At 32.8% G+C, this 25,219-nt stretch carries 24 protein-coding genes; 19 read left to right on the forward strand and 5 right to left on the reverse strand.

Features of this window, described 5'->3' with window-relative positions:
- The 3 genes from IHE43_RS19805 to IHE43_RS19815 form a co-directional block, all read right to left on the reverse strand.
- On the reverse strand, positions 1-540 hold the full coding sequence (locus IHE43_RS19805; RefSeq protein ID WP_192185509.1) for an NADPH-dependent FMN reductase: 540 nt from the start codon (positions 538-540) through the stop codon (positions 1-3).
- A gap of 21 nt (positions 541-561) precedes the next feature.
- Positions 562-1,023, reverse strand: a complete 462-nt coding sequence (tnpA, locus tag IHE43_RS19810; RefSeq protein ID WP_192185510.1) for an IS200/IS605 family transposase — start codon at positions 1,021-1,023, stop codon at positions 562-564.
- A gap of 409 nt (positions 1,024-1,432) precedes the next feature.
- On the reverse strand, positions 1,433-1,792 hold the full coding sequence (locus IHE43_RS19815; RefSeq protein WP_192185511.1) for a hypothetical protein: 360 nt from the start codon (positions 1,790-1,792) through the stop codon (positions 1,433-1,435).
- Between the two features lie 261 nt (positions 1,793-2,053).
- Between IHE43_RS19815 and trmD the strand changes: the two genes are divergently transcribed.
- The 15 genes from trmD to uvrB all read left to right on the forward strand — a co-directional run bounded on the left by trmD (position 2,054) and on the right by uvrB (position 19,341).
- Entirely contained in the window at positions 2,054-2,731 is a 678-nt protein-coding gene (trmD, locus tag IHE43_RS19820; protein ID WP_192185512.1) for a tRNA (guanosine(37)-N1)-methyltransferase TrmD, read from the forward strand.
- Positions 2,732-2,945: 214 nt separating this feature from the next.
- A complete protein-coding gene (gene rplS, locus IHE43_RS19825) occupies positions 2,946-3,296 on the forward strand; it encodes a 50S ribosomal protein L19 (RefSeq protein ID WP_007804248.1) in 351 nt (116 codons plus the stop codon).
- A gap of 281 nt (positions 3,297-3,577) precedes the next feature.
- Positions 3,578-5,800 carry an NADP-dependent isocitrate dehydrogenase gene (locus IHE43_RS19830; protein WP_192185513.1) on the forward strand — a complete coding sequence of 741 codons (2,223 nt, stop codon included), beginning with the start codon at positions 3,578-3,580 and terminating at the stop codon, positions 5,798-5,800.
- A gap of 131 nt (positions 5,801-5,931) precedes the next feature.
- On the forward strand, positions 5,932-8,313 hold the full coding sequence (locus tag IHE43_RS19835) for a TonB-dependent receptor (RefSeq protein WP_192185514.1): 2,382 nt from the start codon (positions 5,932-5,934) through the stop codon (positions 8,311-8,313).
- Between the two features lie 37 nt (positions 8,314-8,350).
- A complete protein-coding gene (locus tag IHE43_RS19840) occupies positions 8,351-9,172 on the forward strand; it encodes a DUF4249 domain-containing protein (protein ID WP_192185515.1) in 822 nt (273 codons plus the stop codon).
- A 10-nt stretch (positions 9,173-9,182) separates the two neighbouring features.
- On the forward strand, positions 9,183-9,665 hold the full coding sequence (locus tag IHE43_RS19845; protein ID WP_192185516.1) for a GyrI-like domain-containing protein: 483 nt from the start codon (positions 9,183-9,185) through the stop codon (positions 9,663-9,665).
- Between the two features lie 11 nt (positions 9,666-9,676).
- On the forward strand, positions 9,677-10,123 hold the full coding sequence (locus IHE43_RS19850) for a DinB family protein (protein WP_192185517.1): 447 nt from the start codon (positions 9,677-9,679) through the stop codon (positions 10,121-10,123).
- A 137-nt stretch (positions 10,124-10,260) separates the two neighbouring features.
- Positions 10,261-10,923 (forward strand): thiamine diphosphokinase, encoded by a 663-nt coding sequence (locus tag IHE43_RS19855; protein WP_192185518.1) that lies wholly within the window; start codon positions 10,261-10,263, stop codon positions 10,921-10,923.
- Positions 10,924-11,336: 413 nt separating this feature from the next.
- Positions 11,337-12,050, forward strand: coding sequence for a hypothetical protein (locus tag IHE43_RS19860; protein WP_192185519.1), 714 nt, complete (start codon positions 11,337-11,339; stop codon positions 12,048-12,050).
- A 308-nt stretch (positions 12,051-12,358) separates the two neighbouring features.
- On the forward strand, positions 12,359-13,135 hold the full coding sequence (locus IHE43_RS19865; protein WP_192185520.1) for a DUF6602 domain-containing protein: 777 nt from the start codon (positions 12,359-12,361) through the stop codon (positions 13,133-13,135).
- Between the two features lie 189 nt (positions 13,136-13,324).
- Positions 13,325-13,966, forward strand: coding sequence for a M48 family metallopeptidase (locus IHE43_RS19870; protein WP_192185521.1), 642 nt, complete (start codon positions 13,325-13,327; stop codon positions 13,964-13,966).
- Between the two features lie 204 nt (positions 13,967-14,170).
- Positions 14,171-15,121 carry a 23S rRNA (adenine(1618)-N(6))-methyltransferase RlmF gene (gene rlmF / locus IHE43_RS19875; protein WP_192185522.1) on the forward strand — a complete coding sequence of 317 codons (951 nt, stop codon included), beginning with the start codon at positions 14,171-14,173 and terminating at the stop codon, positions 15,119-15,121.
- A 317-nt stretch (positions 15,122-15,438) separates the two neighbouring features.
- Complete coding sequence (locus tag IHE43_RS19880) at positions 15,439-16,173, forward strand: DUF3800 domain-containing protein (RefSeq protein WP_192185523.1); 735 nt, start codon at positions 15,439-15,441, stop codon at positions 16,171-16,173.
- Between the two features lie 123 nt (positions 16,174-16,296).
- Entirely contained in the window at positions 16,297-17,241 is a 945-nt protein-coding gene (locus tag IHE43_RS19885) for an alpha/beta fold hydrolase (RefSeq protein WP_192185524.1), read from the forward strand.
- A gap of 108 nt (positions 17,242-17,349) precedes the next feature.
- Entirely contained in the window at positions 17,350-19,341 is a 1,992-nt protein-coding gene (gene uvrB / locus IHE43_RS19890; protein ID WP_192185525.1) for an excinuclease ABC subunit UvrB, read from the forward strand.
- Here uvrB and IHE43_RS19895 read toward each other — a convergent pair.
- Positions 19,338-19,739 carry an excinuclease ABC subunit B gene (locus IHE43_RS19895; RefSeq protein WP_192185526.1) on the reverse strand — a complete coding sequence of 134 codons (402 nt, stop codon included), beginning with the start codon at positions 19,737-19,739 and terminating at the stop codon, positions 19,338-19,340. The two genes, uvrB and IHE43_RS19895, sit on opposite strands and share 4 nt — an antisense overlap.
- Before the next feature lie 55 nt (positions 19,740-19,794).
- On the opposite strand from IHE43_RS19895, the gene IHE43_RS19900 reads away from it, so the two are divergent.
- The 4 genes from IHE43_RS19900 to IHE43_RS19915 all read left to right on the forward strand — a co-directional run bounded on the left by IHE43_RS19900 (position 19,795) and on the right by IHE43_RS19915 (position 23,304).
- Complete coding sequence (locus IHE43_RS19900) at positions 19,795-20,595, forward strand: alpha/beta hydrolase (RefSeq protein WP_192185527.1); 801 nt, start codon at positions 19,795-19,797, stop codon at positions 20,593-20,595.
- Positions 20,596-20,625: 30 nt separating this feature from the next.
- Positions 20,626-21,636, forward strand: a complete 1,011-nt coding sequence (locus IHE43_RS19905; protein WP_192185528.1) for a dipeptide epimerase — start codon at positions 20,626-20,628, stop codon at positions 21,634-21,636.
- A 5-nt stretch (positions 21,637-21,641) separates the two neighbouring features.
- Positions 21,642-22,673, forward strand: a complete 1,032-nt coding sequence (locus IHE43_RS19910) for an aminotransferase class I/II-fold pyridoxal phosphate-dependent enzyme (RefSeq protein WP_192185529.1) — start codon at positions 21,642-21,644, stop codon at positions 22,671-22,673.
- Positions 22,674-22,839: 166 nt separating this feature from the next.
- Entirely contained in the window at positions 22,840-23,304 is a 465-nt protein-coding gene (locus IHE43_RS19915) for a DUF1456 family protein (protein ID WP_065448172.1), read from the forward strand.
- A 355-nt stretch (positions 23,305-23,659) separates the two neighbouring features.
- On the opposite strand, the gene sucC is transcribed toward IHE43_RS19915, so the two are convergent.
- Positions 23,660-24,853 (reverse strand): ADP-forming succinate--CoA ligase subunit beta, encoded by a 1,194-nt coding sequence (gene sucC, locus IHE43_RS19920; protein WP_192185530.1) that lies wholly within the window; start codon positions 24,851-24,853, stop codon positions 23,660-23,662.
- Between the last annotated feature and the right edge of the window lie 366 nt (positions 24,854-25,219).

Here is a 25,219-nt window from a genome sequence, read left to right on the forward strand (position 1 = left end):
TCACTTTTCAGTAAAAAATTGATTTTCGAAATTAGTTATAAGTTGATGTAAGGCTACAAAGGTTTCGTTATCTATAATTTTCCCTTCTTCATTAATTTTCCCACGAATACCTTGTATTAGCAGCAGATTTTCTTCGAATTGTGCTTCTAAAGTTTTCATTATCAAAATTAATTGTTCATGCCCCATTTCTCCAGAAGCGGAAGCGGTAATTAATCCAACTTTCTTTTTGGAAAAAATTGTGGTAGAAACACACCATTCTAAAGCATTTTTTAAACTGCCGGGTAAACTAAAAACATATTCTGGCGTGCAGATTATGATTCCGTCAGCCTGAGCAATTTTATTTCGGAATGAAATAATATTCTCCGGCGGGTTTTCTGTATCTAAATCAGGGTTAAAATGTGGAAGTTTATTCAAATCTTCAAATATCTCGACTTCAAACTGGGTTTTAATACTTTCTGAAATAAATTTTAAGATTTTATAATTGCTCGAGTTTTTTCTTGTACTTCCAGTTATGGCGAAGATTTTTATTGGTTTTGGCATTATATTTTTTTGGAAATAATTTTATATTAATTCCTTAAAAATAAACTTTTCATCATAATCTACTTCAAATTTTTCAAGAAAATCTACATATTCCTCCCTAAAAGTTTTCTTTTTATGATGCAATTCTTGACTTTGAATATAATTAACTACTGCATTTAACTGTGACTTACTATATGAAAATGCTCCATATCCTTCTTGCCATTCAAAATGGTTTTTTAAAAATTTACTTGCATTAATCCATTTTGAAGAATCTTGTTTGATATTTTTCATCAAATCAGAAATTGATTGTACAGGTCTTACTCCAATCAAAATATGAACATGATCTGAAACACCGTTTATAGCTAAAAGTTTATGATTGTTATTTTTAATAATTCCCCCAATATATTTATAGAGTTCTTCTTTCCACTCATTGCCGATTATTGCTTGCCTAAATTTTACTGCAAAAACAAAATGAATATGTATCTGAGTGTATGTGTTTGCCATAATATGTCGTCCCTATGGGACAATTTCGTGCGAAAATATTCTTTTTTCTACTACCAACATTTTGTTCCTAGCGGAACGATATAAAATATCCAAAATCATTATTTTGATTTTATAGTTGATTTCTACAAACAAAGGTATTATTTTTTTATAAGAATATACTTATTTTAAATATATTGATAACTAATTTTTCTGTTTGAAACTATTAATAAAAAAAATATTCCGTTAGGAATTTTATATTGGTAACGAAAAACATGTTTACCTAACCACCATGTCCCGTAGGGACAAGATATTGCAACCTATTTCAAATTTGTATGGCTGAAAGTTATCAAAAAATATGTGGGATATTTTGATAATTAATACACTTTAATATTCGCGACAGCAGAAAATTATAAAACTAATTTTAAACAATTTACTTCGCAGTCAATAAATTCATTGTTGCCATTTTATCAGAATCCAGTGTTTGTGGAGCATAATTTTGTTTTTCATTTCTAAAAGAAGACACTTTCCCATTTTTATCCACATACATATAAGTGTAATTCCAGTAACTTGAACCGGCTTCTCTTGAATTATTTCTATTTGATTCATCATAAATCTGGTCCGCATAAACAAATATCTCTCCATTTGTACTGTTATCAAATACTCTTATAGGAGTGCCCCAGTTTTTCATAAGATTTTGTTTCGTTTTTCCAATCCATTTATCTCCTGTAGTTTTTGAACTTGAACAGGCAGTTAAAAATATTATAGCTATTAATAAAACATATTTTTTCATAAATTAACATTTAAAGTTTTTGGTAGAATGAGTGAATTCAATTAGTAAGTAAGATTACTTAAAATTAGTACTAAATCATTTACATAAAAACATTGTAATGTTATATAATTATTATGTATTTAGTTGAAAATAAAGAATTTACCAAAACAAAACATTTGCAATTCCATCTAAATAAGAGACTTACATATTTGATTTTTGTTTTTTAAAATTCTCAATTATTTACTTTGTATCTTTGAGCCCTAGAACTTTTGAAGAAAAAAAATGCGAATTGATATTATTACAATTTTACCGGAATTATTAAAGAGTCCGTTTGAGGCTTCGATTATGAAACGAGCCATTGATAAAGGTTTAGTTGAAGTACATTTTCATAATTTGCGTGATTATACTACCAATAAACAAAAAAGTGTCGATGACTATCCGTTTGGAGGTGGTGCCGGAATGGTAATGACCGTACAACCGATTGATGACTGCATTACGCATTTGAAAAGTCAACGTGAATACGATGAAATCATATATATGTCGCCAGATGGAGAAACGTTGAACCAAAAAATGGCCAACACCATGTCGATGTATGAAAACATTATCATTTTATGCGGCCATTATAAAGGCGTGGATCAACGTGTACGTGATCATTTTATTACCAAAGAAATTTCGATTGGTGATTATGTTTTATCCGGAGGCGAATTAGGCGCTTTGGTTTTATCAGATGCTTTAATCCGTTTAATTCCTGGAGTTTTAAGCGATGAAACTTCGGCATTGACAGATAGTTTTCAGGATAATTTGCTTTCAGGACCTATATACACAAGACCGGCAGACTATAAAGGATGGAAAGTCCCGGAAGTTTTAACGAGCGGTCACTTTGCCAAAATCGATAAATGGCGTGAGGATATGGCATACGAACATACTAAGAATAGACGCCCAGATTTACTTCAGGAGTAGTTTTCAGTCTCAGTCTCAGTTTTCAGTGAATTCGATTATCTGCTAACTTAGATCGAAAACTGAGACTAACATCCATTTTATCAACAAGTTAAAATAATTTACAATTTACAATTTATAATTCATAATTATTTTCTACATTTGCACCCGAATTAGACTAACCTCTGGCGAGATCCGTGAATGTTGCTCTATTATAAAACCATAATTATAAGATATCATGGCAGATTTAATGAAATTCGTTCAAACCGAATTAGTTGCTAAAAAAGATTTCCCTGTTTTCGGAGCTGGAGATACTATCACAGTTTTCTACGAAATTAAAGAGGGTGAAAAAACAAGAACTCAGTTTTTTAAAGGAGTTGTTATTCAAAGAAGAGGTTCTGGTAACACAGAAACTTTTACTATTCGTAAAATGTCAGGAGCTATTGGAGTTGAGCGTATCTTCCCGGTAAACTTGCCAGCTTTGCAAAAAATTGAAATCAACAAGAAAGGTGCTGTACGTAGAGCTAGAATTTTCTACTTCAGAGAACTTACTGGTAAAAAAGCTAAGATTAAAGATAAAAGAAGATAATCATTTATCTCTTTGTTATAAAAAACTCGTTTCATATCATTTGAAACGAGTTTTTTTTTGTGCCTAATTTTCAAAATATCAAAACCGTAAAATTTTAATATCAAAATCATCGATTTGACAATTTAAAGATTCCAAAATAACAATCTCATAATTCCTGTTTTTCTCTACAAAACTACACCGTTTTCGGACTGATTTTATTATATTTGCTCCGCTCATTTTGAGCCGACTATACCTTTTCCATCACCATCCTTTGGCGATACGATTATAAAAAAAAAAAAAAAATGACACAGAATTCAAAAATTTTTTACACCTTAACTGATGAGGCGCCTCTATTAGCGACTTATTCTTTGTTACCAATTGTTCAGGCATTTACTGCTACGGCTGGGATTGCTATTGAAACCAGAGACATTTCGTTAGCAGGTAGAATTTTATCTAATTTTCCTGAAGTCTTAACAGATGCTCAAAAAACCGGAGATGCTCTCGCTGAACTTGGTCAGTTAGCAACACAACCTGAAGCTAACATTATCAAATTACCAAACGTTTCTGCATCAGTACCGCAATTAAAAGCGGCTATTGCAGAATTACAGTCTCATGGTTACAAAATCCCTGATTTCCCTGAAGAGCCTCAAAATGATGCTGAAAAGGAAATTAAAGCTAAATATTCTAAAGTTTTAGGCTCTGCTGTAAACCCTGTTTTACGTGAAGGAAACTCTGATCGTAGAGCTCCAAGAGCGGTTAAAAACTTTGCAAAAGCAAATCCACACTCTATGGGTGCCTGGTCTGCTGACTCAAAAACTAAGGTAGCTTCAATGCCAAATGGTGACTTTTACGGAAGTGAAAAATCACTTACGGTTGCAGAAGCTAATGATGTAAAAATTGAATTCGTTGCCAAAGACGGTACAACTACTGTTCTTAAAGCAAGCACTCCTTTAAAAGCTGGAGAAATAATCGACAGTTCTGTTTTAAGTGTGACTAAATTAAAATCTTTTGCTGCTGAAGCAATTGCTGATGCTAAAAAAGAAGGTTTATTGCTTTCTGTTCACTTAAAAGCAACAATGATGAAAGTTTCAGACCCAATTATCTTTGGCGCTATCGTTGAAGTTTATTTTGCTGATCTTTTCAAAAAATACGAAGCCTTATTCAATGAATTAAATATCGATACAAGAAATGGTTTAGGTGATATCTACGCAAAAATTGCAGGAAGACCTGAACAGGCTGAAGTTGAAGCTGACATTACTAAAGCGATCGAAAACGGACCAGCTTTGGCAATGGTTAATTCTGATAAAGGAATTACAAACTTACACGTTCCTTCTGATGTAATCGTAGATGCTTCTATGCCAGCTATGATTCGTACTTCTGGACAGATGTACAATAAAGAAGGTAAACAACAAGATACAATCGCTGTTATTCCGGACCGTTCTTACGCGGGACTTTATACTGCAACTATAGATTTCTGTAAAAAACACGGTGCTTTTGATCCTAAAACCATGGGAAGTGTTCCTAACGTTGGATTAATGGCTCAAAAAGCGGAAGAATACGGATCTCATGACAAAACTTTCCAAATGAAAGGGGACGGAGTTGTTCGTGTTGTTGATACAAATGGAAATGTTTTAATGGAACAAAACGTTGAGACAAATGACATTTTCAGAATGTGTCAGGCGAAAGATGCTCCTATTCAGGACTGGGTTAAACTAGCTGTAAACAGAGCTCGTTTATCTGATACTCCTGCTGTTTTCTGGTTAGACGAAAACAGAGCACACGACAGAGAATTAATTGTAAAAGTTCAAAGATATTTAAAAGACTATAATACGGTAAACTTAGATATTCGTATTTTAAACCCTGTAGCTGCAACTGAATTTACTTTAGACAGAATCATCAAAGGTTTAGACACTATCTCTGTAACCGGAAACGTATTACGTGATTATCTAACTGATTTATTCCCAATTTTAGAATTAGGAACTTCAGCAAAAATGTTATCTATCGTTCCGTTAATGAATGGTGGTGGATTGTTCGAAACTGGTGCCGGAGGTTCTGCTCCTAAACACGTTGAACAATTTACTGAAGAAGGATATTTACGTTGGGATTCATTAGGAGAATTTTTGGCTCTTGGTGCTTCATTAGAACATTTAGGACAAACTTTAGATAATTCTAAAGCAATTGTTTTATCTGAAACTTTAGACGAAGCAAACGATAAATTCTTAGCTAATGATAAATCTCCAGCCCGTAAGATAGGGCAAATTGACAACCGCGGATCGCACTTTTATCTTGCATTCTATTGGGCTCAGGCCTTGGCTGCTCAAAATAAAGATGCAGAATTGAAAGCAATTTTCACTCCAATCGCTGCTGAATTTGAAGCTAACGAAGCTAAAATCGATGCTGAATTAATTGGTGCACAAGGAAAACCTCAAACACTTGGTGGTTACTACCAACCAACTCCGGCATTAGTAAGCAAAGCAATGCGTCCTAGTGAAACATTCAATGCAATTATTGCTAAAATAAAATAAGCAGAATATTGTTATATATTTAAAAGACAACCTCAAAAGGTTGTCTTTTTTTTATCTTAACTAATGTTTAACAATCGTTACGTCCTAATATTTAGTAAGAATTCATAACTATGTAAATCAAAATTACGAAGATGATTACAAAAAAAATAAGCATTTTTCTTATTCTAATTTTTACGACTTTAACTTCATTTTCGCAGGAAAAATTTACTTTAAGCGGTACCATAACCGACTTTAAAAACAACGAAACCTTAATTGGAGTCAATATTTATATCCCATCTTTAAAAATAGGAACTACCACCAACGAATATGGCTTTTATTCGCTTACTGCTCCGGCTGGTGAACATCAAATAGAAATTACTTACCTTGGATTTCAAACTGTTCAAAAAACCGTCAACTTAAATCAAAATACTAAAATGAATTTTGGGTTGAACGAAGGCGGCGAAGAACTTCAGGAAGTTGTCGTTAAAGACAACAAAGGCAAAATCAATATCAAGTCGCCGGAAATGAGCGCCAATAAACTCTCGATCGCCACTATCAAAAAAATGCCGGTCGTTTTGGGCGAAGTCGATGTTTTAAAATCAATTTTATTACTTCCGGGAGTTACTAATGCAGGCGAAGGTGCGTCCGGATTCAACGTTCGCGGCGGCGGTGCCGATCAGAATTTAATTTTATTAGATGAAGCAACAATATTTAATTCGTCTCACGTTTTTGGTTTCTTTTCCGTTTTTAATCCGGATGCTATTAAAGATCTAAAATTATATAAAGGTGGAATTCCGGCACGTTACGGCGGAAGAGCTTCTTCTGTTCTGGATATTTATCAGAAAGATGGTAGCAGTAAAGATTTCCATGTAAATGGGGGAATTGGTTTAATTTCCAGCAGAATCCTTGCTGAAGGGCCAATTGTAAAAGATAGAGGTTCCTTTTTAATTGGAGGAAGAGCTTCTTACGCTCATTTATTCCTTAAACTATCGGAAGATCAAAAAGATAATTCGGCGTACTTTTATGATTTAAATACCAAATTGAGCTACAAATTAAATGACAATAACAATTTATATTTATCAGGATATTTTGGGCGTGATGTCTTTAGTTTAAACAAAAGTTTTACCAACATTTATGGAAACTCAACTTTAAATCTTCGTTGGAATCATTTATTTTCTGAAAAATTATTTTCAAATCTTTCTTTGATTTACAGCGATTATTATTACGGTCTTGATTTGGACTTTGTTGGTTTCAAATGGGATTCAGGTATTAGAAACTATAATATCAAATACGATTTCAAACATTACATTTCAGATAAATTCAAACTGAATTATGGTTTAAACGGAATCTACTACGAATTCAATCCGGGAACTATAAAACCTAGTGATTCTGAATCCGGTATTAATTCGGATCAATTAGATAAAAAATATGCATTCGAGCCTTCTTTTTATATCGATGCCGAAAATCAGCTTTCAAAAAAACTTACTATTGCTTATGGATTACGATATAGCTTATTTTATCGTTTAGGAGAATCAACGGTTAATCTATACGAAAATAATGATGCTGTTGTTTTTAACTCGGATTTGCAGATTTACGAAAAGGGAACTCCAATTGACACTAAATATTACGGAAAAAACAAGGTTATTAAAAGTTACAATAATCTCGAACCACGTTTTTCAGCTTCTTATCAATTAAACGACGATGAAGCTATTAAAGCGAGTTATAACCGAATGGCACAGTATCTTCAATTGATTTCCAATACCTCATCTCCTACTCCGCTTGATGTCTGGATGCCGAGTGATACTTATATAAAACCTCAAATTGCTGATCAGGTTGCTTTAGGTTATTTTAGAAATATTAAAAACGGTGCTTATTCTATAGAGGTAGAAACCTATTATAAAGAAATTCAAAATCGTCTGGATTATATTGATGGCGCCGATTTAATTGCAAACAATGCCATAGAACAAGTGATCCTAAATGGTCAAATGCGCGCCTATGGTTTAGAAGTAATGTTCAAAAAAAATGAAGGCAAATTCAATGGCTGGATTTCATACACTTTATCAAAATCAGAACAACAAACACCTGGAAGAACTCCTGAAGAAACAGGAATCAATAATGGTCAATGGTATAGTTCTGCGTATGATAAAACGCATAATTTAGCAGTAACATCTGCCTATAATCTGAACGAAAAATGGTCATTTGGTGCTAACTTTGCATTACAGTCCGGACAACCAGTTACTTATCCGAACGGACAATACGAATATTTAGGAATTACAGTTCCAAGTTACGGCTTACGAAATGAACACCGTTTACCAGCATATCATCATCTTGACGTTTCGGCAACTTTAACTCCAAGAAAGAACAAAGATAGAAACTGGAAAGGTGAATGGGTTTTTAGTATTTATAATTTATATAATCGAAAAAATGCAGCTTCAATTAATTTCCGCCAAAACGTAGATACTGGTGAAAATGAAGCGGTAAAAACATCGATTTTCGGAATTGTACCCGCCGTGAGTTATAATTTTAAATTTTAAAAATTACTTCTGTTATCAGAAATTAAAAATATATAACATGAAAAAAGTAACTTTATTAATAGTATTTTTTATATCGATTTTCTTCACCAGCTGCGAAGAAGTTGTTGATGTTGATTTAGATACTGCGCCACCAAGATTGGTAATCGAAGCCGCTATAAACTGGCAAAAGGGCACCACAGGTAAACAACAAACCATCAAGTTGACGACAACGACCGGATATTTCGAAAACGTAATCCCAACCGTTTCCGGTGCAACTATTTATATAAAAAATAGTCTCAATGAACGGTTTAATTTTATCGAAGTTCCAAAAACGGGCCGATATGTATGTACTAATTTCAAACCTGTAATCGAAGAACAATACACACTGACCGTAATTACTGGCGGAAGTACTTATACAGCAAGTGAGATTCTAAAATCTGTAGCTCCAATCACCAGAATTGAACAAAATAATGAAGGCGGTTTTACAGGAAAAGATATTGAAATAAAAGCTTTTTACAATGATCCCGGAGATGTAGATAATTTTTATTTGTACCGCCATGTATATTCCAATAAAATCAAATCAAGCTATTATGTAGATGAAGATAAATTTTTTAATGGAAATGAATTTTTCAGTCTTTCAGATGATGACGAATTAGAAATTGGAAATGAAATTGAAATAACACATTACGGAATTTCGAAACAATATTATAATTACATGAATATTTTAGTGAGCATTGCAGGCAGTAACGTTGGCGGCCCGTTTCAGTCTCCTCCGGCAACCGTAAAAGGAAACATCATCAACACAACTGATAAGAATAATTATCCTTTAGGTTATTTCTCGCTTTGCGAAACCGATTTAAAAAAATATACCATCAAATAAACCAACAAAAATGGAGGCTCAAATTAAAATTTTAACCGAAAAAAAATTAATCGGCAAACATACTATCATGTCTTTTATGGAAAATAAAACATTTCAATTATGGAGCAGTTTTATGCCAGGGCGAAAGGAAATAAAAAATACGGTCGATTCTAATTTATATTCGCTTGAAGTTTTCCCACAAGAATATTTCGATAATTTTGATGCCGACAGAACATTCCAGAAATGGGCCGCTGTCGAAGTAAAAGATTTAGATACCATTCCGTCTGAAATGGAGTCCTTAATAATACCAACGGGAATATATGCAGTTTTTATACACAGAGGGCCAGCAACTGAGGGTTACAAAACATATCATTCAATTTTTACAGAATGGCTGCCGAATTCTGAATATACAGTAGATGACAGACCCCATTTTGCTGTAATGGATGAAAGATATAAAAAAGATGATCCTGATTCTGAAGAAGAAATCTGGATTCCGATAAAAAACAGACCCTAAAACAAAAACATATGCTAACAGAAACTCTAAAATCACTTTTTAACAGAGATCTAAACAAACTAAAAGTCGAAATCGAATCCTATCAAAACGAAAGTCAAATCTGGTCAATTGACAAAAACATTTCAAATTCGGCCGGAAATCTTTGTTTACATTTAATTGGAAACCTAAATACTTATATTGGTGCTGAACTAGGAAAAACAGGTTATGTACGAAATCGCCCTTTAGAATTTTCTTTAAAAGATGTACCGAGATCAGAATTAATTAGCAAAATTGACGAAACGATTTTAGTTGTAAATAATACTTTCGATTCTTTGACTGAAGCCGATTTAAAAGCTATTTATCCACAAATTGTTTTCGAAAAAGAAATGACAACTGAATTCTTTTTAGTGCATCTTTCGACACATTTAGCCTACCATTTAGGACAAATCAATTACCATCGCCGTCTACTGGATATATAATATTTTACCACAGATTAAAGGATCTAGGATGATTAATTCTTTTAATCTGTGCAATCTGTGGCAAAAAATCTGAAATCTAAAATCTGAAATCTAAAATACAGCAGTACCTTTGCACCCAAATAAAAAAACAATTCAGCATGTCATCACACCATATAGTTCGCGACGATCAGGAACCCGCTTTAATTATTGCCAACGGAGCTGCCTGCAATCCAGAACTATTAGGACAATTGCTTGAATGGTCACCACTTGTTGTTGTTTTGGATTCTGCCATCGAAAGAGTGATTGAATTAGATATAAAAGTCGATGTCCTTTTGGGAGATTTCGATCGTGGTTTTGATCCTGAAATCTATAAAACGTCACAATATCCAATTGAAATTGTACACACACCAGATCAGGACAAAACAGATCTTGAAAAAGCTTTCGATTATTTAATTGACCGAAAAATTCCGGCTGTAAACGTAGTTTGGGCCACCGGAAAGCGCGCTGATCATACTATTACAAACCTTACCAATATTGTTCGCTACCGTGATTTACTTAAAATTGTAATTCTTGACGATCATTCCAAAATATTTTTATTACCCAACAAATTCGAAAAATGGTACACGGCAAAAACACCTATTTCTTTGATTCCAATTGGTGTTGTAAATGGAATCTACTCGACGAATTTAGAGTATCCGTTGCAAAACGATACGCTCACAATGGGCTACAGAACCGGAAGCAGTAATTCTGTGGCACAAGACGGACTTGTAACGATCACGCATCAAAATGGCGATTTATTGCTAATGGAGTGTGTTGATTAAATTGTTCTTTTGAGTATTCTGATTACTTTGAGAGAAGGATTTTTTTGGGACAAAGTGTTTAAAACTATCTCTTCAAAAAGTTGACACAAAACCAGTAATTCTTCATTGGTTACGTCGCAACTATGCCACACCTTTATTAGAAAGCGGAACTGATTTGCGTTATATACAAGAATTATTACTTCGTAGCAGTAGCAAACTACTGAATTTTACTCCTATAAGTATTAAAAGTATTCAACAAATTAAAAAATACCTTTGACGCTTTATTAAGAATTATCTATATATTTGATTTGAACAAAGTATGGCGTCTGTCATACTTTATTCAAATCAAAATCGAATGGATCTGAATGATTTTGTCACACAAATGTACAAGTTACATGCAATTTTATTTGACAACTCTAATCTTTTAAATTATAATGATTAAATCTAAATATTTTTGGTTAGCAGCAATTATGATAGCGATAATCCCCGTGCTGGGAATAGATATTACACAGCACTATCTTGACTGGCAAAAGGAAGTAAGAGAAGAATTAATAACTGTTGTACAGGATTTATACTCTTTCAACAAACAACAAAAAGCAAATATTCTTGACAAAGTTTTCGAGAGAAATCAGACCTTAATGTTTCTTATTTATCTAAAAAGTTTTGTGATTTTAATTTTGTTGAGTTGTAGTTTTTACTTTTTCAAACTTTATAAAAAACAACAAAGGCCTAAGCTGCTGAAACCATTATTTTATATAATTGCTATTATAGTTTGCTTCACTCTGACAAAGTTTTTTTTAATTAACAGAATAACTACAAATGAAAATATAAAATTTTTAACCATTAATCCAAGCGCCTCATCCTTCCAACAATTATATAATGACAACTTCAAAGGTAAAGTTGTGTATGTTGATTTCTGGGGAACAACTTGTGGACCTTGTCTACAAGAATTCAGAAACTTTACTAAACCACTAAAAGACAAATACAAACAAAGAGGCGACATCAAATATTTATATATTGGTCAGGGAAATAAATACTTATGGCATGAGCAAATCAAGAAATATAATATTGAGGGATACCATATTTTGTTGATGAGACACAATATGAAAAACTCTATCAAAATTCAACCAAAGACAGTATTGTTTTAATGCCACATTATTTAATTATTGACAAAAAAGGAAATATAGTTGAATCAAATGCTAAACGCCCAAGCGATAGTCACAGTTTGTTTCTTCAGTTAGATAAATATTTAGCAGAATAGTAAACGAGAAGAACTGAATAAAACAACTGCTACAAAGTATTTGGAAAATTGGCTTAATAGAAAGTTTTTTTTTGTATTTGGGATATTTGATAAATCCGAATAATGAGCTTAATTTAGTCCCAAACGCGCTTTATTACCAGAACGTTATGCCTCATTTTGAAGGTGAAAATGCATTAAAAAAACACAACAAAATATATGATTAACACATTAGAATATCAACTCTCAGTTAACAGAGAACTTGACACAATTAAAAATAGAGTACGAAATTTAATCGGGGACGCTAATTGGGGAGAAGACGGAAGATACAAAGAAGAAATACTTAAAACCATTTTAAGAAATAGATTACCAAATAATTTATCTGTTGGAACAGGATTTGTTTTGAATCAAATTTCTCCTACTGGAAACGTTGTTTCGAAACAGATTGATATATTAATTTATGATAATACTCAACCTCCAATATTTAGTGAAGGAGACTTTGTAATTGTTACACAAAATAGCGTTAAAGCATTAATAGAAGTTAAATCGAAAACAGCATCGAATCGAGGACACAAAAATGGTTTGTATAAAGTTGTGGAGAATTTCAGCTCGATCGTCAGATTTCCAACATTGTCAAGAACTGATAACAATCGAATATTTCGAGGTCTTATTTCATTTGATTATCAAGGAGGAATAAATTCAAAGATTATTGATGAATCATTAAGACTTTCAGGAGGAATAATTAATCATTTCTCATTAGGTGGTAACATATTCATACGTCATTGGTTAGACAGTGAAGGATTGAATCCACCAATTCAAGTAAATTGCAATTCCAATTTTTATAACATTTATAAGTTAGAAGGATTATCTCATTCGTATTTTATTTCAAATCTTATTCACATGACTACAAATGCAGATCTGAGTGACAGATATTTTATGGACTTTCCAATAGAGGGAACGAAAGAGATTAAAAGAAATAGAACAGTTTGCCTATAAAAAAACGAGGCATAACAGCTACTCCTATGGATTTGGGCAATTGGCTTAATGAAAAATTGGTTTTGTATTTGGAAAGTTTTTGGCAAATCCGGATAATGGGCTTAATTTACTCCCAAAACTGCTGTAGTACCAAAACGTGGGGAGTAACTATTGCACAAAATCACAAAAAATCTTAATAAAACAACACAAGTGAATAAACTACTAATCCTACTTATTTTAATTTCTCAAAATATTTTTGGGCAGATTAATTACTTGAATGAAGGAAACAAATATTTAAATGAAAATAAAAATATTGAAGCTGAAAAAATATTTCGTGAAGGAATTAAATCTGACAATTCAAACTTAACTTATAAATGTCAATTGGCATTATCACTCATAAACCAAAAAAGGCACACCGAAGCAGAAAGTGAAATTAAAGAAGTTTTGATTAAAGATTCTTTAAATATTGGAGCCTTATGGTATGGTGGAATTAATAATTTCACAAGTGATAAACCTAATTTTAGAAAGTCAGTTAATTATTTTGAAAAAGCATATCCACATATCAATAAAAGTTCTCAACAATATTTTGCAGTAAATTATTTTATTGGAAAATGCTACAAAAACTTACTCTACACAGAAGGAGTTTCTTATAAAGAAACTGACAGAATGTTAGAAACTTATAAAAAATACGTTGAACTTCAACCTAACGCACAAGACGTTGCTGAAACTAAATACTTTATTGCTAAAGTTGAATCAAAAAGACCACCAGCAAATGTAAAAAAATGGGTTATTGCAACTAATGAAGAAAAAGTCAACGAACTTGTAAAACAAGAAATGGGTACAAAGAAATAATCACTGCCAACAACTACTACAACCGATTTGTGCAAATTGGCTTAATGGAAAGTTGTTTTTGTATTTGGGATGATTTCGCAAATCCGAATAAAAATCTTTACAAAAGTATTTTTCCTCCCAACGCTTCACGACAATTGACGGCACTAGTTTTCATAAAATCCTTTCTAAAAAAGGAATGACTATCTTTGCACTCAAATTTAAAAAATGAAAGCAACAGACAATTCCGAAAAAACCAATTTACACCCTCGAAATCTTCATCGTTCCCGTTATGATTTCGAACTTCTTGTTACGAATTGTCCTGAACTTAAAAAATACGTTGCGATCAACATTCACGGAATCGAAACGATTGATTTCAGTAATCCCGATGCAGTAAAAGCGCTTAACAAAGCTTTATTACAAACCTATTACGACATTCAAAACTGGGATATTCCTAAAAATTATCTTTGCCCGCCAATTCCGGGAAGAACCGATTATATTCATTATTTAGCTGATTTATTAGCCGAAAGTAATAACGGAATTATTCCGACAGGTTCATCTGTTTTAGGCTTAGACGTCGGAACGGGTGCAAATTGTATCTATCCGATATTAGGAAATGCTATTTACGATTGGAGTTTTGTAGGAACAGACATTGATCTTAAAGCAATTGAAAACTGCGCAAAAATAATTGAAGAAAACCCGAAATTGATTGACGCGATAAGCCTTCAACAACAAACTGAATCCCGATTTATTTTCAAAAATATTATTACGCCCGAAGATCGTTTTACTTTCACGATGTGTAATCCACCTTTTCATGCTTCTGCTGAAGATGCCAATCAAAGTACGGTTCGAAAAGTATCTAACTTAAATCCGAAGGAAAAGAAAAAAACAAATCCCGTTTTAAATTTCGGTGGTCATAATGCAGAATTATGGTGTGACGGTGGTGAAATTGGTTTTTTAACTCAAATGATTTATGAAAGTGCCAAATATGCGATGCAATGTCAATGGTTTACGACTTTGGTGTCTAAAAGAGAAAATCTTTCAAGCATTTACAAAACACTAAATAAAGTAAACGCAGCTTCAATCAAAACAATTGATATGGCTCAGGGCCAAAAAACTAGCCGAATTATAGCATGGACTTTTTTAAGTGAAGCACAGCAAAAATCCTGGAAGATTTAAAAATCTGTGAAAGACCTTAGATCAATCCGTTTTATTAATTTATTTGGATACATCTGTGTTTTGTAATTTAATAGTATCTTTTTAAAAGACTATAAAGATGTTAGTCAATGGCTTTTACCAGTTATTATTCCTAATGCGATTTTGGCTATCGTGCAGATTATCATTGATAGTTAAGAATCCTGAAAAAATTATAACTCTTACTAAATATGAAAATAATTCTTACAAATTTATTTTTTCGTTTTTTTTATGTACATTTGCATTATATAAATAGGTAATTCCTGATTCAACGTGGCGGTGAAACATCTACCATAAATGTATTGTTAATACATCGTTTTGAGGGTCTATTTTTTAAAAAAATACCAAAGGGCTTTATAGCCCTTTTTTTTATGCCCATGAATATATACATAGATGAAAGTGGTGATTTAGGTTGGAAACTGGACAAACCTAACAGACATGGTGGTTCAAGTAAATTTATCACAATTACAGGAATAATTATTTCCAAAGACGAAGAAAAATATATTTCTCGTTTCATATCTGACATCTATAAAAAGTATAATCTAACCCCAAATATTGAAAAGAAAGGAGCTAGCTTTATACCTGAGCATTCTTCTTTCATTACTTCTCAACTTGCAAATAAAATATTTAGTAAAAGTGATTCATTTAAAATCATTTCGATAACTGTAAATAAATCAAAAGTTTTTGAATCACTTAGAAAAGACAAAAATATATTTTACAATTATGTTTTGGGTTTGTTATTAAAGTCTGAAATTATTCAATTGCAAAGTACTGCAATTATATTAGACAAAAGAACTATAAAAGTTAGTCATGGGGAAAGTTTTCCTGATTATATAAAAACCGAAATTTGGGGAGGCGGTTTCGATATCAATATCACTTGTGATTTTTTAGAAAGTACAAATAACAAAATGATTTGGTTTGCAGATTGGTATGCAAATTTTATTTGGAGAAAACATGAAGACAATGAATCAAGTTCATATGATCAATTAAAAAATCTCTCAAAAGACAGATTTGTTGAAAAAAAATTATTCTTTTAAGCAAAATCATGAACTCTTGCTTACTCATCTTAATTATATGAAATTGTAATTCTGATACTTTAAAATAAAATTCTGATACTTTATCTGTATTATTCTCAGTACCTTTAAAGTAAATTGAATTTTATGACTACACCAAAAATATTCTTCAGAATCGCATTATTCGTATTAATTGTAAGTTGTGCGTCTTCTAAAAAAGCAAAATTTGAAGATTACGTTTTTGAAACAAAAAGTGAAAAACAAGCTTATAAAACTTCCTACGATAAAGCTTTAAAACTTTGGGATATTCCATATACGGAAGAAAATATTCAAACCAGTTTTGGAACTGCACATATTGTTATGGCAGGGCCAAAAAACGGAAAAGATCTTGTTTTACTACACGGAATGGACGCCAGTTCTACCATGTGGTATCCAAACATTAAAGCTTTAGCCAAAAATCATCGTATTTATGCCATTGACTTTTTGATGGAACCTGGAAAATCTACTTTAACAGCAAAACCCCTTTCGCGAGAGGAAATTGTTTTATGGTACAATCAAATTTTCCAACATTACAAATTGAAGAAATTTGATATAGTTGGGGCTTCCCGAGGAGGTTGGATTGCAACATTACTAGCAGTTCAAAAACCAAATTCTATCGATAAAATTGTCTTATTAAGTCCGGCACAAACCTTTAAATTTATTGATAAGGTCGGTAAAACAAGTAACGCTCTAATGCTGAAACTTTTCCCTAGTGAAAAGAAATTCACCAAAACGCTAACGACATTTTCGACACATCCTGAAAAAATTAGTCCGGTTTACAAAAGACAATTTTATTTAGCCAACAAATACGCCAAATCAAATTCAAGCATGCTGAAAATGACGCCTTTTTCAGATGATGAATTAAAATCAATCTCCAATCCAGTTTTGGTTTTAATTGGCGATCAAGATGTCATTAACTCTGAAGAAAGTTTAGAACGGGCCCAGAAATATTTAATCAAAAGTAAAACTCAGAAAATAACCGATGCGGGCCATTTTTTAAGTATTGACCAGTCTAAAATTGTGAACAATGCAATGGTTGATTTTTTAGATTAATCAGTATTATTTAATAAAAATTTATGCCGTTTGTAACGAACTATTTTATCTTTTAAATAGAATTCAAACTTTGTATCTTTACAAAACTTAATCTTTCAGCACTTAAAAATGAATTTCCAGGTATCCTCAGAATATAGTCCGAAAGGCGATCAGCCACAAGCGATTAAAAAACTAGCGCAAGGTGTTCGAGATGGCGAAAAATATCAAACTTTATTAGGAGTTACCGGATCTGGTAAAACATTTACAGTCGCCAATGTCATTGAGGAAGTTCAAAGACCAACCTTAGTGTTGGCTCATAACAAAACGCTGGCTGCGCAATTGTATTCAGAATTCAAACAGTTTTTTCCAAATAATGCCGTTGAATATTTCGTTTCCTACTATGATTATTATCAACCGGAAGCTTTTATGCCCGTAACAGGGGTTTTCATCGAAAAAGATTTATCTATCAATGAAGAACTCGAAAAAATGCGTTTGAGCACTACCTCTTCCCTGCTTTCAGGAAGACGTGATATATTAGTTGTCGCTTCAGTTTCGTGTCTGTATGGTATTGGGAATCCCGTTGAATTTAAGAAAAACGTAATTGAAATATTTAGAGACCAGGTCATTTCAAGAACTAAGTTATTACATAGCTTAGTACAAAGTTTATACGCCAGAACAGAAGCCGATTTTAATCCGGGAACATTCAGAATTAAAGGCGATACGGTTGAAGTTTATCCGAGTTATGCTGATGATGCTTTCAGAATTCACTTTTTTGGAGATGAAATCGAAGAAATAGAATCTTTTGATGCTAAGACTTCACATGTCATTGAAAAATTCAAAAGACTGACCATTTATCCTGCTAATATGTTTGTGACTTCACCTGAAGTACTGCAAGGTGCAATTTGGGAAATCCAACAAGATTTAGTGAAACAAGTTGATTATTTTAAAGAAATAGGTAAACATTTGGAAGCAAAACGTTTGGAAGAACGTACTAATTTTGACTTAGAAATGATTCGTGAATTAGGTTATTGCTCCGGAATTGAAAATTACTCCCGTTATCTTGACGGACGACAGGCCGGCACGAGACCTTTCTGTTTATTAGATTATTTCCCGAATGATTTTTTAATGATTGTAGATGAAAGCCACGTAACCGTTTCGCAAGTTCACGCTATGTACGGAGGCGATCGCAGTCGTAAAGAAAATCTGGTTGAATACGGTTTCCGTTTACCGGCCGCAATGGATAATCGCCCTTTGAAGTTTGAAGAATTTGAAGCTTTGCAGAATCAGGTTATTTATGTGTCTGCAACTCCGGCAGATTACGAATTGCAAAAATCAGACGGAATCTATGTAGAACAAATTATTCGTCCGACAGGTTTATTAGACCCGGTTATCGAAGTAAGACCTAGTTTAAATCAGATCGATGATTTAATTGAAGAAATTCAGGTTCGCTGTGAATTAGACGAAAGAGTTTTGGTGACTACCTTAACTAAAAGAATGGCTGAAGAGCTAGCCAAATACTTAACTAAAGTAAATATTCGTTGTCGTTATATTCACTCTGAGGTTGATACATTAGAACGTATTGAAATCATGCAGGATTTACGTAAAGGTATTTTTGATGTATTAATTGGTGTAAACTTACTGCGTGAAGGTCTGGATTTACCAGAAGTTTCGCTTGTTGCTATTTTAGATGCCGATAAGGAAGGTTTTTTACGTAATCACAAATCTTTAACGCAAACTATTGGTCGTGCTGCAAGAAATTTGAATGGAAAAGCAATTCTATATGCTGATAAAATGACAGGCAGTATGCAAAAAACAATTGATGAAACCAATTACCGCCGAACCAAACAGATTAATTTTAACGTTGAAAATAATATTACACCACAAGCTTTAAATAAAAAAATCGAAAGTGCGTTTACTAAAAATCCATTAGTGGAGTATGAATTAGGACATACTTTGTCTATCGCTGCAGAACCGGAAACAGCCTATTTATCAAAATCGGAATTAGAAAAAATGATTCGTGAAAAACGAAAATCAATGGAAAAAGCGGCAAAAGATTTAGACTTTTTACAAGCTGCCAAACTACGTGATGATATTAAAAAATTACAGGAACAATTAGCTTAATTGTGTTGTTCCTGAAAAACTTTCAGCAAAACTTTAGGATCAACTATAGCGTTTGGTGCTTTTTTCATCAAATCTAAAACTCTTTTTACAGCTCCCGGATTTAACCCCATTTCAATGGCGATTTGTTGTATTCCTGTTGCTTCTTTTTCGTGCAAAATACCATCACAATGCATAATCAAAGCCAGCCTGTAAAATTGTTGGATACGCTGAAATTCTGATTTTATAATTTGCTTTGTATGTTCCTGATGAAACAAATCATTAAAAACATCAAAATCAATATTTAATTCCTGGGCGACAAGCCACAAAAAATCATACTCTCTTTTGTGCAACTTTCCATCAACGGTAGAAAAAGTTATCATTTCTAAAAGTAAACTTCTCTTTTCTGCTTCTGTATTCATCAATTTATTATTTTTAGCTAAAATATTGCTTTCAAATTTAAACACAAAATTACTAATGATTCGAGGATTATTCTTTTTTATTTTTCTGTGGGTAACTTCTATTGGAAATGCACAAAGTACTGCTTCAAAAAACGTTTCGACTTTTACGATTGAAGCGCGTCAACTTAAAACCACCAAAAAAATCTGGATTTATTTACCTCAAGGTTATTCGGCTTCAGCCAAAAAAAAATACAATGTCATTTATATGCACGATGCCCAAAATTTATTTGATGCCAAAACCTCTTTTGTTGGGGAATGGAATGTCGATGAAAAACTAGACAGCTTAAAAGCACCTGTGATTGTCGTTGGAATTGAACACGGAAACGACAAACGTATTGATGAATTGACACCTTTTAAAAATGAAAAATATGGTGGAGGAAACGCAGACAATTATCTTGATTTTATCGTAAAAACACTGAAACCCTACATTGATAAAAATTACAGAACCAAAACAAAAGCAAAAAACACAACCATAATGGGAAGTTCTCTTGGTGGTTTGGTTTCTTATTATGCCATTCTGAAATATCCGGAAGTTTTTGGAAAAGCGGGCGTTTTTTCACCATCCTTTTGGTTTTCAAATGAAATTTTTACTTTAACCGAAAAAGCGCCTAAAAATAAAACAAAGATTTATTTTTTATGTGGTGACAAGGAAAGTGATGACATGGTAAAAGATATGAAAAAGATGGAAACACTTTTAGACCGAAATCGTTGTTATTGTCTTCATCTTTCCAAAGATAAAATTGTAAAAGACGGCGAACATAACGAAAAACTCTGGCGTGATGGTTTTGTAGACGCAGTTCTCTGGCTTGGTTATTAAAATAAAAAATTAAAAAACTTACTTCTTACTATGGAATTAATTTTAAGAGAATACAATTTAAAACTCAAACATACTTTTACCATTTCAAGGGAATCAATTGATTTTCAGCCTTCATTAATTGTTGAATTAAAAAGTGATGGACATTCAGGTTTTGGGGAAGCTACTTCAAATCCATATTATAAAACGACAGTTCCGATGATGATGAAAGATTTGGAAAAAATCAGAACTGTTATTGAAACTTCAGAAAATGAAACTCCTGACGTTTTTTGGGCGAAAATTTATCCGTATTTAAAACACGATATGTTTGCTTTATGCGCTTTAGATTTGGCTTATAATGATTTATACGCGCGCAAAAAAGGCAAAAAATTATACGAATTATGGAATTATACAACCGAAAGAAATCCGCTTACGGATTATACTATCGGAATTGCTTCCATAGAAAAAATGGTTTCAAAAATGCAGGAATTGCCTTGGCCTATTTATAAAATTAAACTCGGAACCAAAGAAGATATTGCTATTGTAAAAGAACTGAGAAAACACACCAATGCTATTTTTAGAATTGATGCCAATTGTGGCTGGGGCGTTGAAGAAACGATAAACAATGCCATCGAATTAAAGAAATTAGGCGTCGAATTTCTGGAACAACCTATGAAAGCCGATAATTGGGAAGCACATAAAGAAGTTTTTAAACATTCCGTTTTACCCATAATTGCCGACGAAAGCTGTATTATTGAAGAAGATGTTGCAAAATGTCACAATCATTTTCACGGTGTAAATGTAAAATTGGTGAAATGTGGCGGATTAACGCCAGGCAAAAGAATGATCGAAGAAGCTAAAAAACTAGGTTTAAAAACAATGGTGGGCTGTATGACCGAATCGACTGTTGGAATTTCAGCAATTGCTCATTTATTGCCTCAGTTGGATTATGTAGATATGGACGGTGCTTTGCTTTTGGCAGAAGATATTGCAACAGGAGTAAGCATAAAAAACGGCGTTGTCTCTTATTCTGAACTTAACGGAACCGGAGTTACTTTAATCTAATAAAAATGAATGTCAATCAATTCCCAGATCGAATTATCGAAATTGGCCAAGAACAATATTTGTATTTTGGCGGAACAGCTTATTTAGGATTACCAACAAATAAGATTTTTCAGGAATTGGTTGTAAAAAACATTCTGAAATGGGGAACAACATACGGAAGTTCCAGAAATGCAAATGTAAAAGTTAAAGCTTATGAAAACGGCGAAACTTTTTTAGCAAATTATATTAAAGCAGAAGCTGTAGTCACCGTTTCTTCCGGAATGCTAGCCGGAAAACTGGCAATTGATGAATTGAAAAAACAGACAGGCACCTTTTTTCATTTTGATGATGTTCATACGGCGATTCAGGTAGATAAAAGTTTACCCGTTTTTATAGATGGAAAAATCAATTCCAGGTTATTGGATAACAAAGAAGAGACAATTACAATCCTGACCGACGGAGTTCCTTCTTTTGAAACCAATCCGATTGACTTATCAGTTTTGGCCGCAATTCCAAAAAACAAAGAAATCACGTTGCTTATTGATGAATCACATTCTCTTGGAATTTTAGGCAAAAATGGCTGCGGAATTTATTCTGATATCAATCTTCCGATAAAGAGAAAAATTATGGTTTCTTCTTTGGGAAAAGCTTTTGGTTTAACCGGAGGTGTAATTGCAAGTGATGTTTCTTTTATCAATCAAATAAAGAAATCAGAAATCTTTGGCTCTGCTGCCGGAATGAATCCTGCTTTTGTACAGACTTTAGCCGATGCTTCTGAACTATATCCGAAACAACATCAAAAATTAGTTGAGAATCTCATTTATATTGACCAAAAACTGGTCAAAAATGATTCTATCAAATTTGATAAAAGTTATCCTTTAATTTATTTGAAAGATAAAAATGTTATTGATGTATTAAAAGAAAATAAGATTATAATTGCTAGTTTTAAATACAAACAAAACGCAGATAATCTAAATAGAATTGTAGTAACAGCTAATCATCTGCCGGAAGATTTAGATAAATTAGTAAATATCTTAAACGTTTATAATTTTAAGTAAAAACAAAAAAAAAGTTGGCCACGAATTCCACTAATTTTCACAAATTAAAACTTACACACAATACAATTAGTGAAAATTCGTGAAATTCGTGGCAAAAAAACTTCTCGTAACTCAATAAATTGTAATCAAATTAGTTTTAAAACGTACCTTTGTAAAAAATTAAACGATGACGAACAACGATATCCTAAAAAAACTTCGCGTGGCTTTGATGCTCCGTGACGACCAAATAGTTGAAATTTTAGAATTAGTAGATTTTAGAATTACAAAATCAGAATTAGGAGCTTTTTTCAGAGCAGAAGATCATGAAAATTATATGGAATGCGGTGATCAGGTTTTACGTAACTTTTTAAACGGATTAGTAATTCACTTAAGAGGAACGAAAGAAAATCCTAAAAACCCGAATGATGTTTTAGCAAAACATAAAGCAGAAATTCCGAAGAAAGACAGTACAAAAGAAAGACCTGAGTTTAAAGCAAGCGCTAAAGATGCTGAAAAAGGAAGAGGCGATAAAGCACCTTCTAAATCGGGACCTGCAGCTAAAAAACCTTTCAAGAAAAACAACACCAAAACAGCTCCTAAAGTACAGGTTGTAGAAAAAGTGGTTTACAAAAACGGTAAGAATAAGAAATAATTAATACCTATAAAGTTTAACCGCAAAGGGCGCTAAGATTTACGCAAAGTTCGCAAGGCTATATTGATAAAGCTTTGCGAACTTTGTGTTTAAAAAAGATTCCTATTTTCAAATATAGCCCACGATTTCAACCGTGGGAAAGCTCGGAAGATGCAGATTGTGTGATATACATTATGTCCCCTCGGTTGAAACCGCGGGCTATGTTTGCCAATCTTTTACCAGATAGCTTTGCGAACTTTGCGTTTATATTGAACCCTATAGATAAAAAGCCTTGCGTACGTTGCGGTTAAGTAGACTGCAAAAAAAATCCCTCCGAAATCGGAAGGATTTTCTATATAATTGATTTCTTAATTGATTAAGATAATGCAGCTTTAACCTGATCAGCAGCTTCCTGAAATTGAGTAGCTGATAAAATTGGCATACCTGAATTGTCAATTAATTCTTTTGCAATTTCAGCATTTGTTCCTTGCAAACGAACAATAATTGGCACTTTAATAGCATCACCCATATTTTTGTAAGCGTCAACAACTCCTTGCGCCACACGGTCACAACGAACGATTCCACCAAAAATATTGATCAAAATTGCTTTTACGTTTGGATCTTTTAAGATAATACGGAAAGCCGTTTCAACACGTTTTGCATCAGCAGTTCCACCAACGTCAAGGAAGTTAGCAGGCTCAAAACCAGCGTATTTAATTAAATCCATAGTTGCCATTGCAAGACCAGCTCCGTTTACCATACATCCTACAGTACCGTCAAGATCTACATAGTTCAAACCTACTTCTTTAGCTTCAACTTCGATTGGATTCTCCTCACGGATATCTCTCATTTCAGCGTACTTAGGTTGTCTGTATAAAGCATTATCATCGATATTTACTTTAGCATCAACAGCCATAATTTTGTTGTCAGATGTTTTCAAAACCGGGTTGATTTCAAACATAGAAGCATCAGAACCAATGTAAGCATTGTATAATGAATCGATGAATTTAACCATTTCTTTGAAAGCATTTCCAGAAAGACCTAAGTTAAAGGCAATTCTTCTAGCCTGAAAACCTTGTAATCCAACAGTAGGATCAACTTCTTCAGTAAAGATTAAGTGTGGAGTGTGCTCAGCAACTTCTTCGATATCCATTCCACCTTCAGTAGAATACATAATCATGTTACGTCCTGTACCTCTATTCAATAAAACAGAAACATAAAACTCAGAAGTTTCGCTTTCACCAGGATAGTATACATCTTCAGCAACTAAAATTTTGTTTACCTTTTTTCCTTCAGCAGAAGTTTGAGGTGTAATCAATTGCATTCCGATAATTTGTCCTGCAATTTCTTCAACTTGTTGAAGATTTTTAGCCAACTTAACTCCACCACCTTTTCCACGACCACCTGCGTGAATTTGTGCTTTTATTACGTGCCATCCTGTACCAGTTTCGGCAGTTAATTGTTTTGCAGCAGCCACAGCTTCAACCGCATTATTAGCCACAATTCCGCGTTGAATGCGTACTCCGTAACTAGCTAAAATTTCTTTTCCTTGATATTCGTGTATGTTCATAATATAGAATTTGTCTGGTTCTGAATTTATTTCAGAATAAAAGTGCGACAAAAGTAGCAAAATTCAACTTAATAGTAAAATCTTTTTCAATTAAAAATGAGTCAATTTAAGATTCCTTTATAATTATTTACGAAAGCAAATAAATCGTTAAACAAATGCTTTGTTAATGTTAACAGAAAATCACTATATCGTTTGATATTTAACAAAAATATCAGTAATTACAATACCTGACCACGGATTTTTCCTAATATAATTTAAAACATATTGCCATTTTATCATTTAGCAATGGTTTAAATAAAATTATTATCATTTAAGAACCGTTTTTCTAATATTACAACAAAAATGTAAGCCAAATTACAATTTCAA

The organism is Flavobacterium sp. MDT1-60, from assembly GCF_014844035.1.
GTDB lineage: Bacteria > Bacteroidota > Bacteroidia > Flavobacteriales > Flavobacteriaceae > Flavobacterium.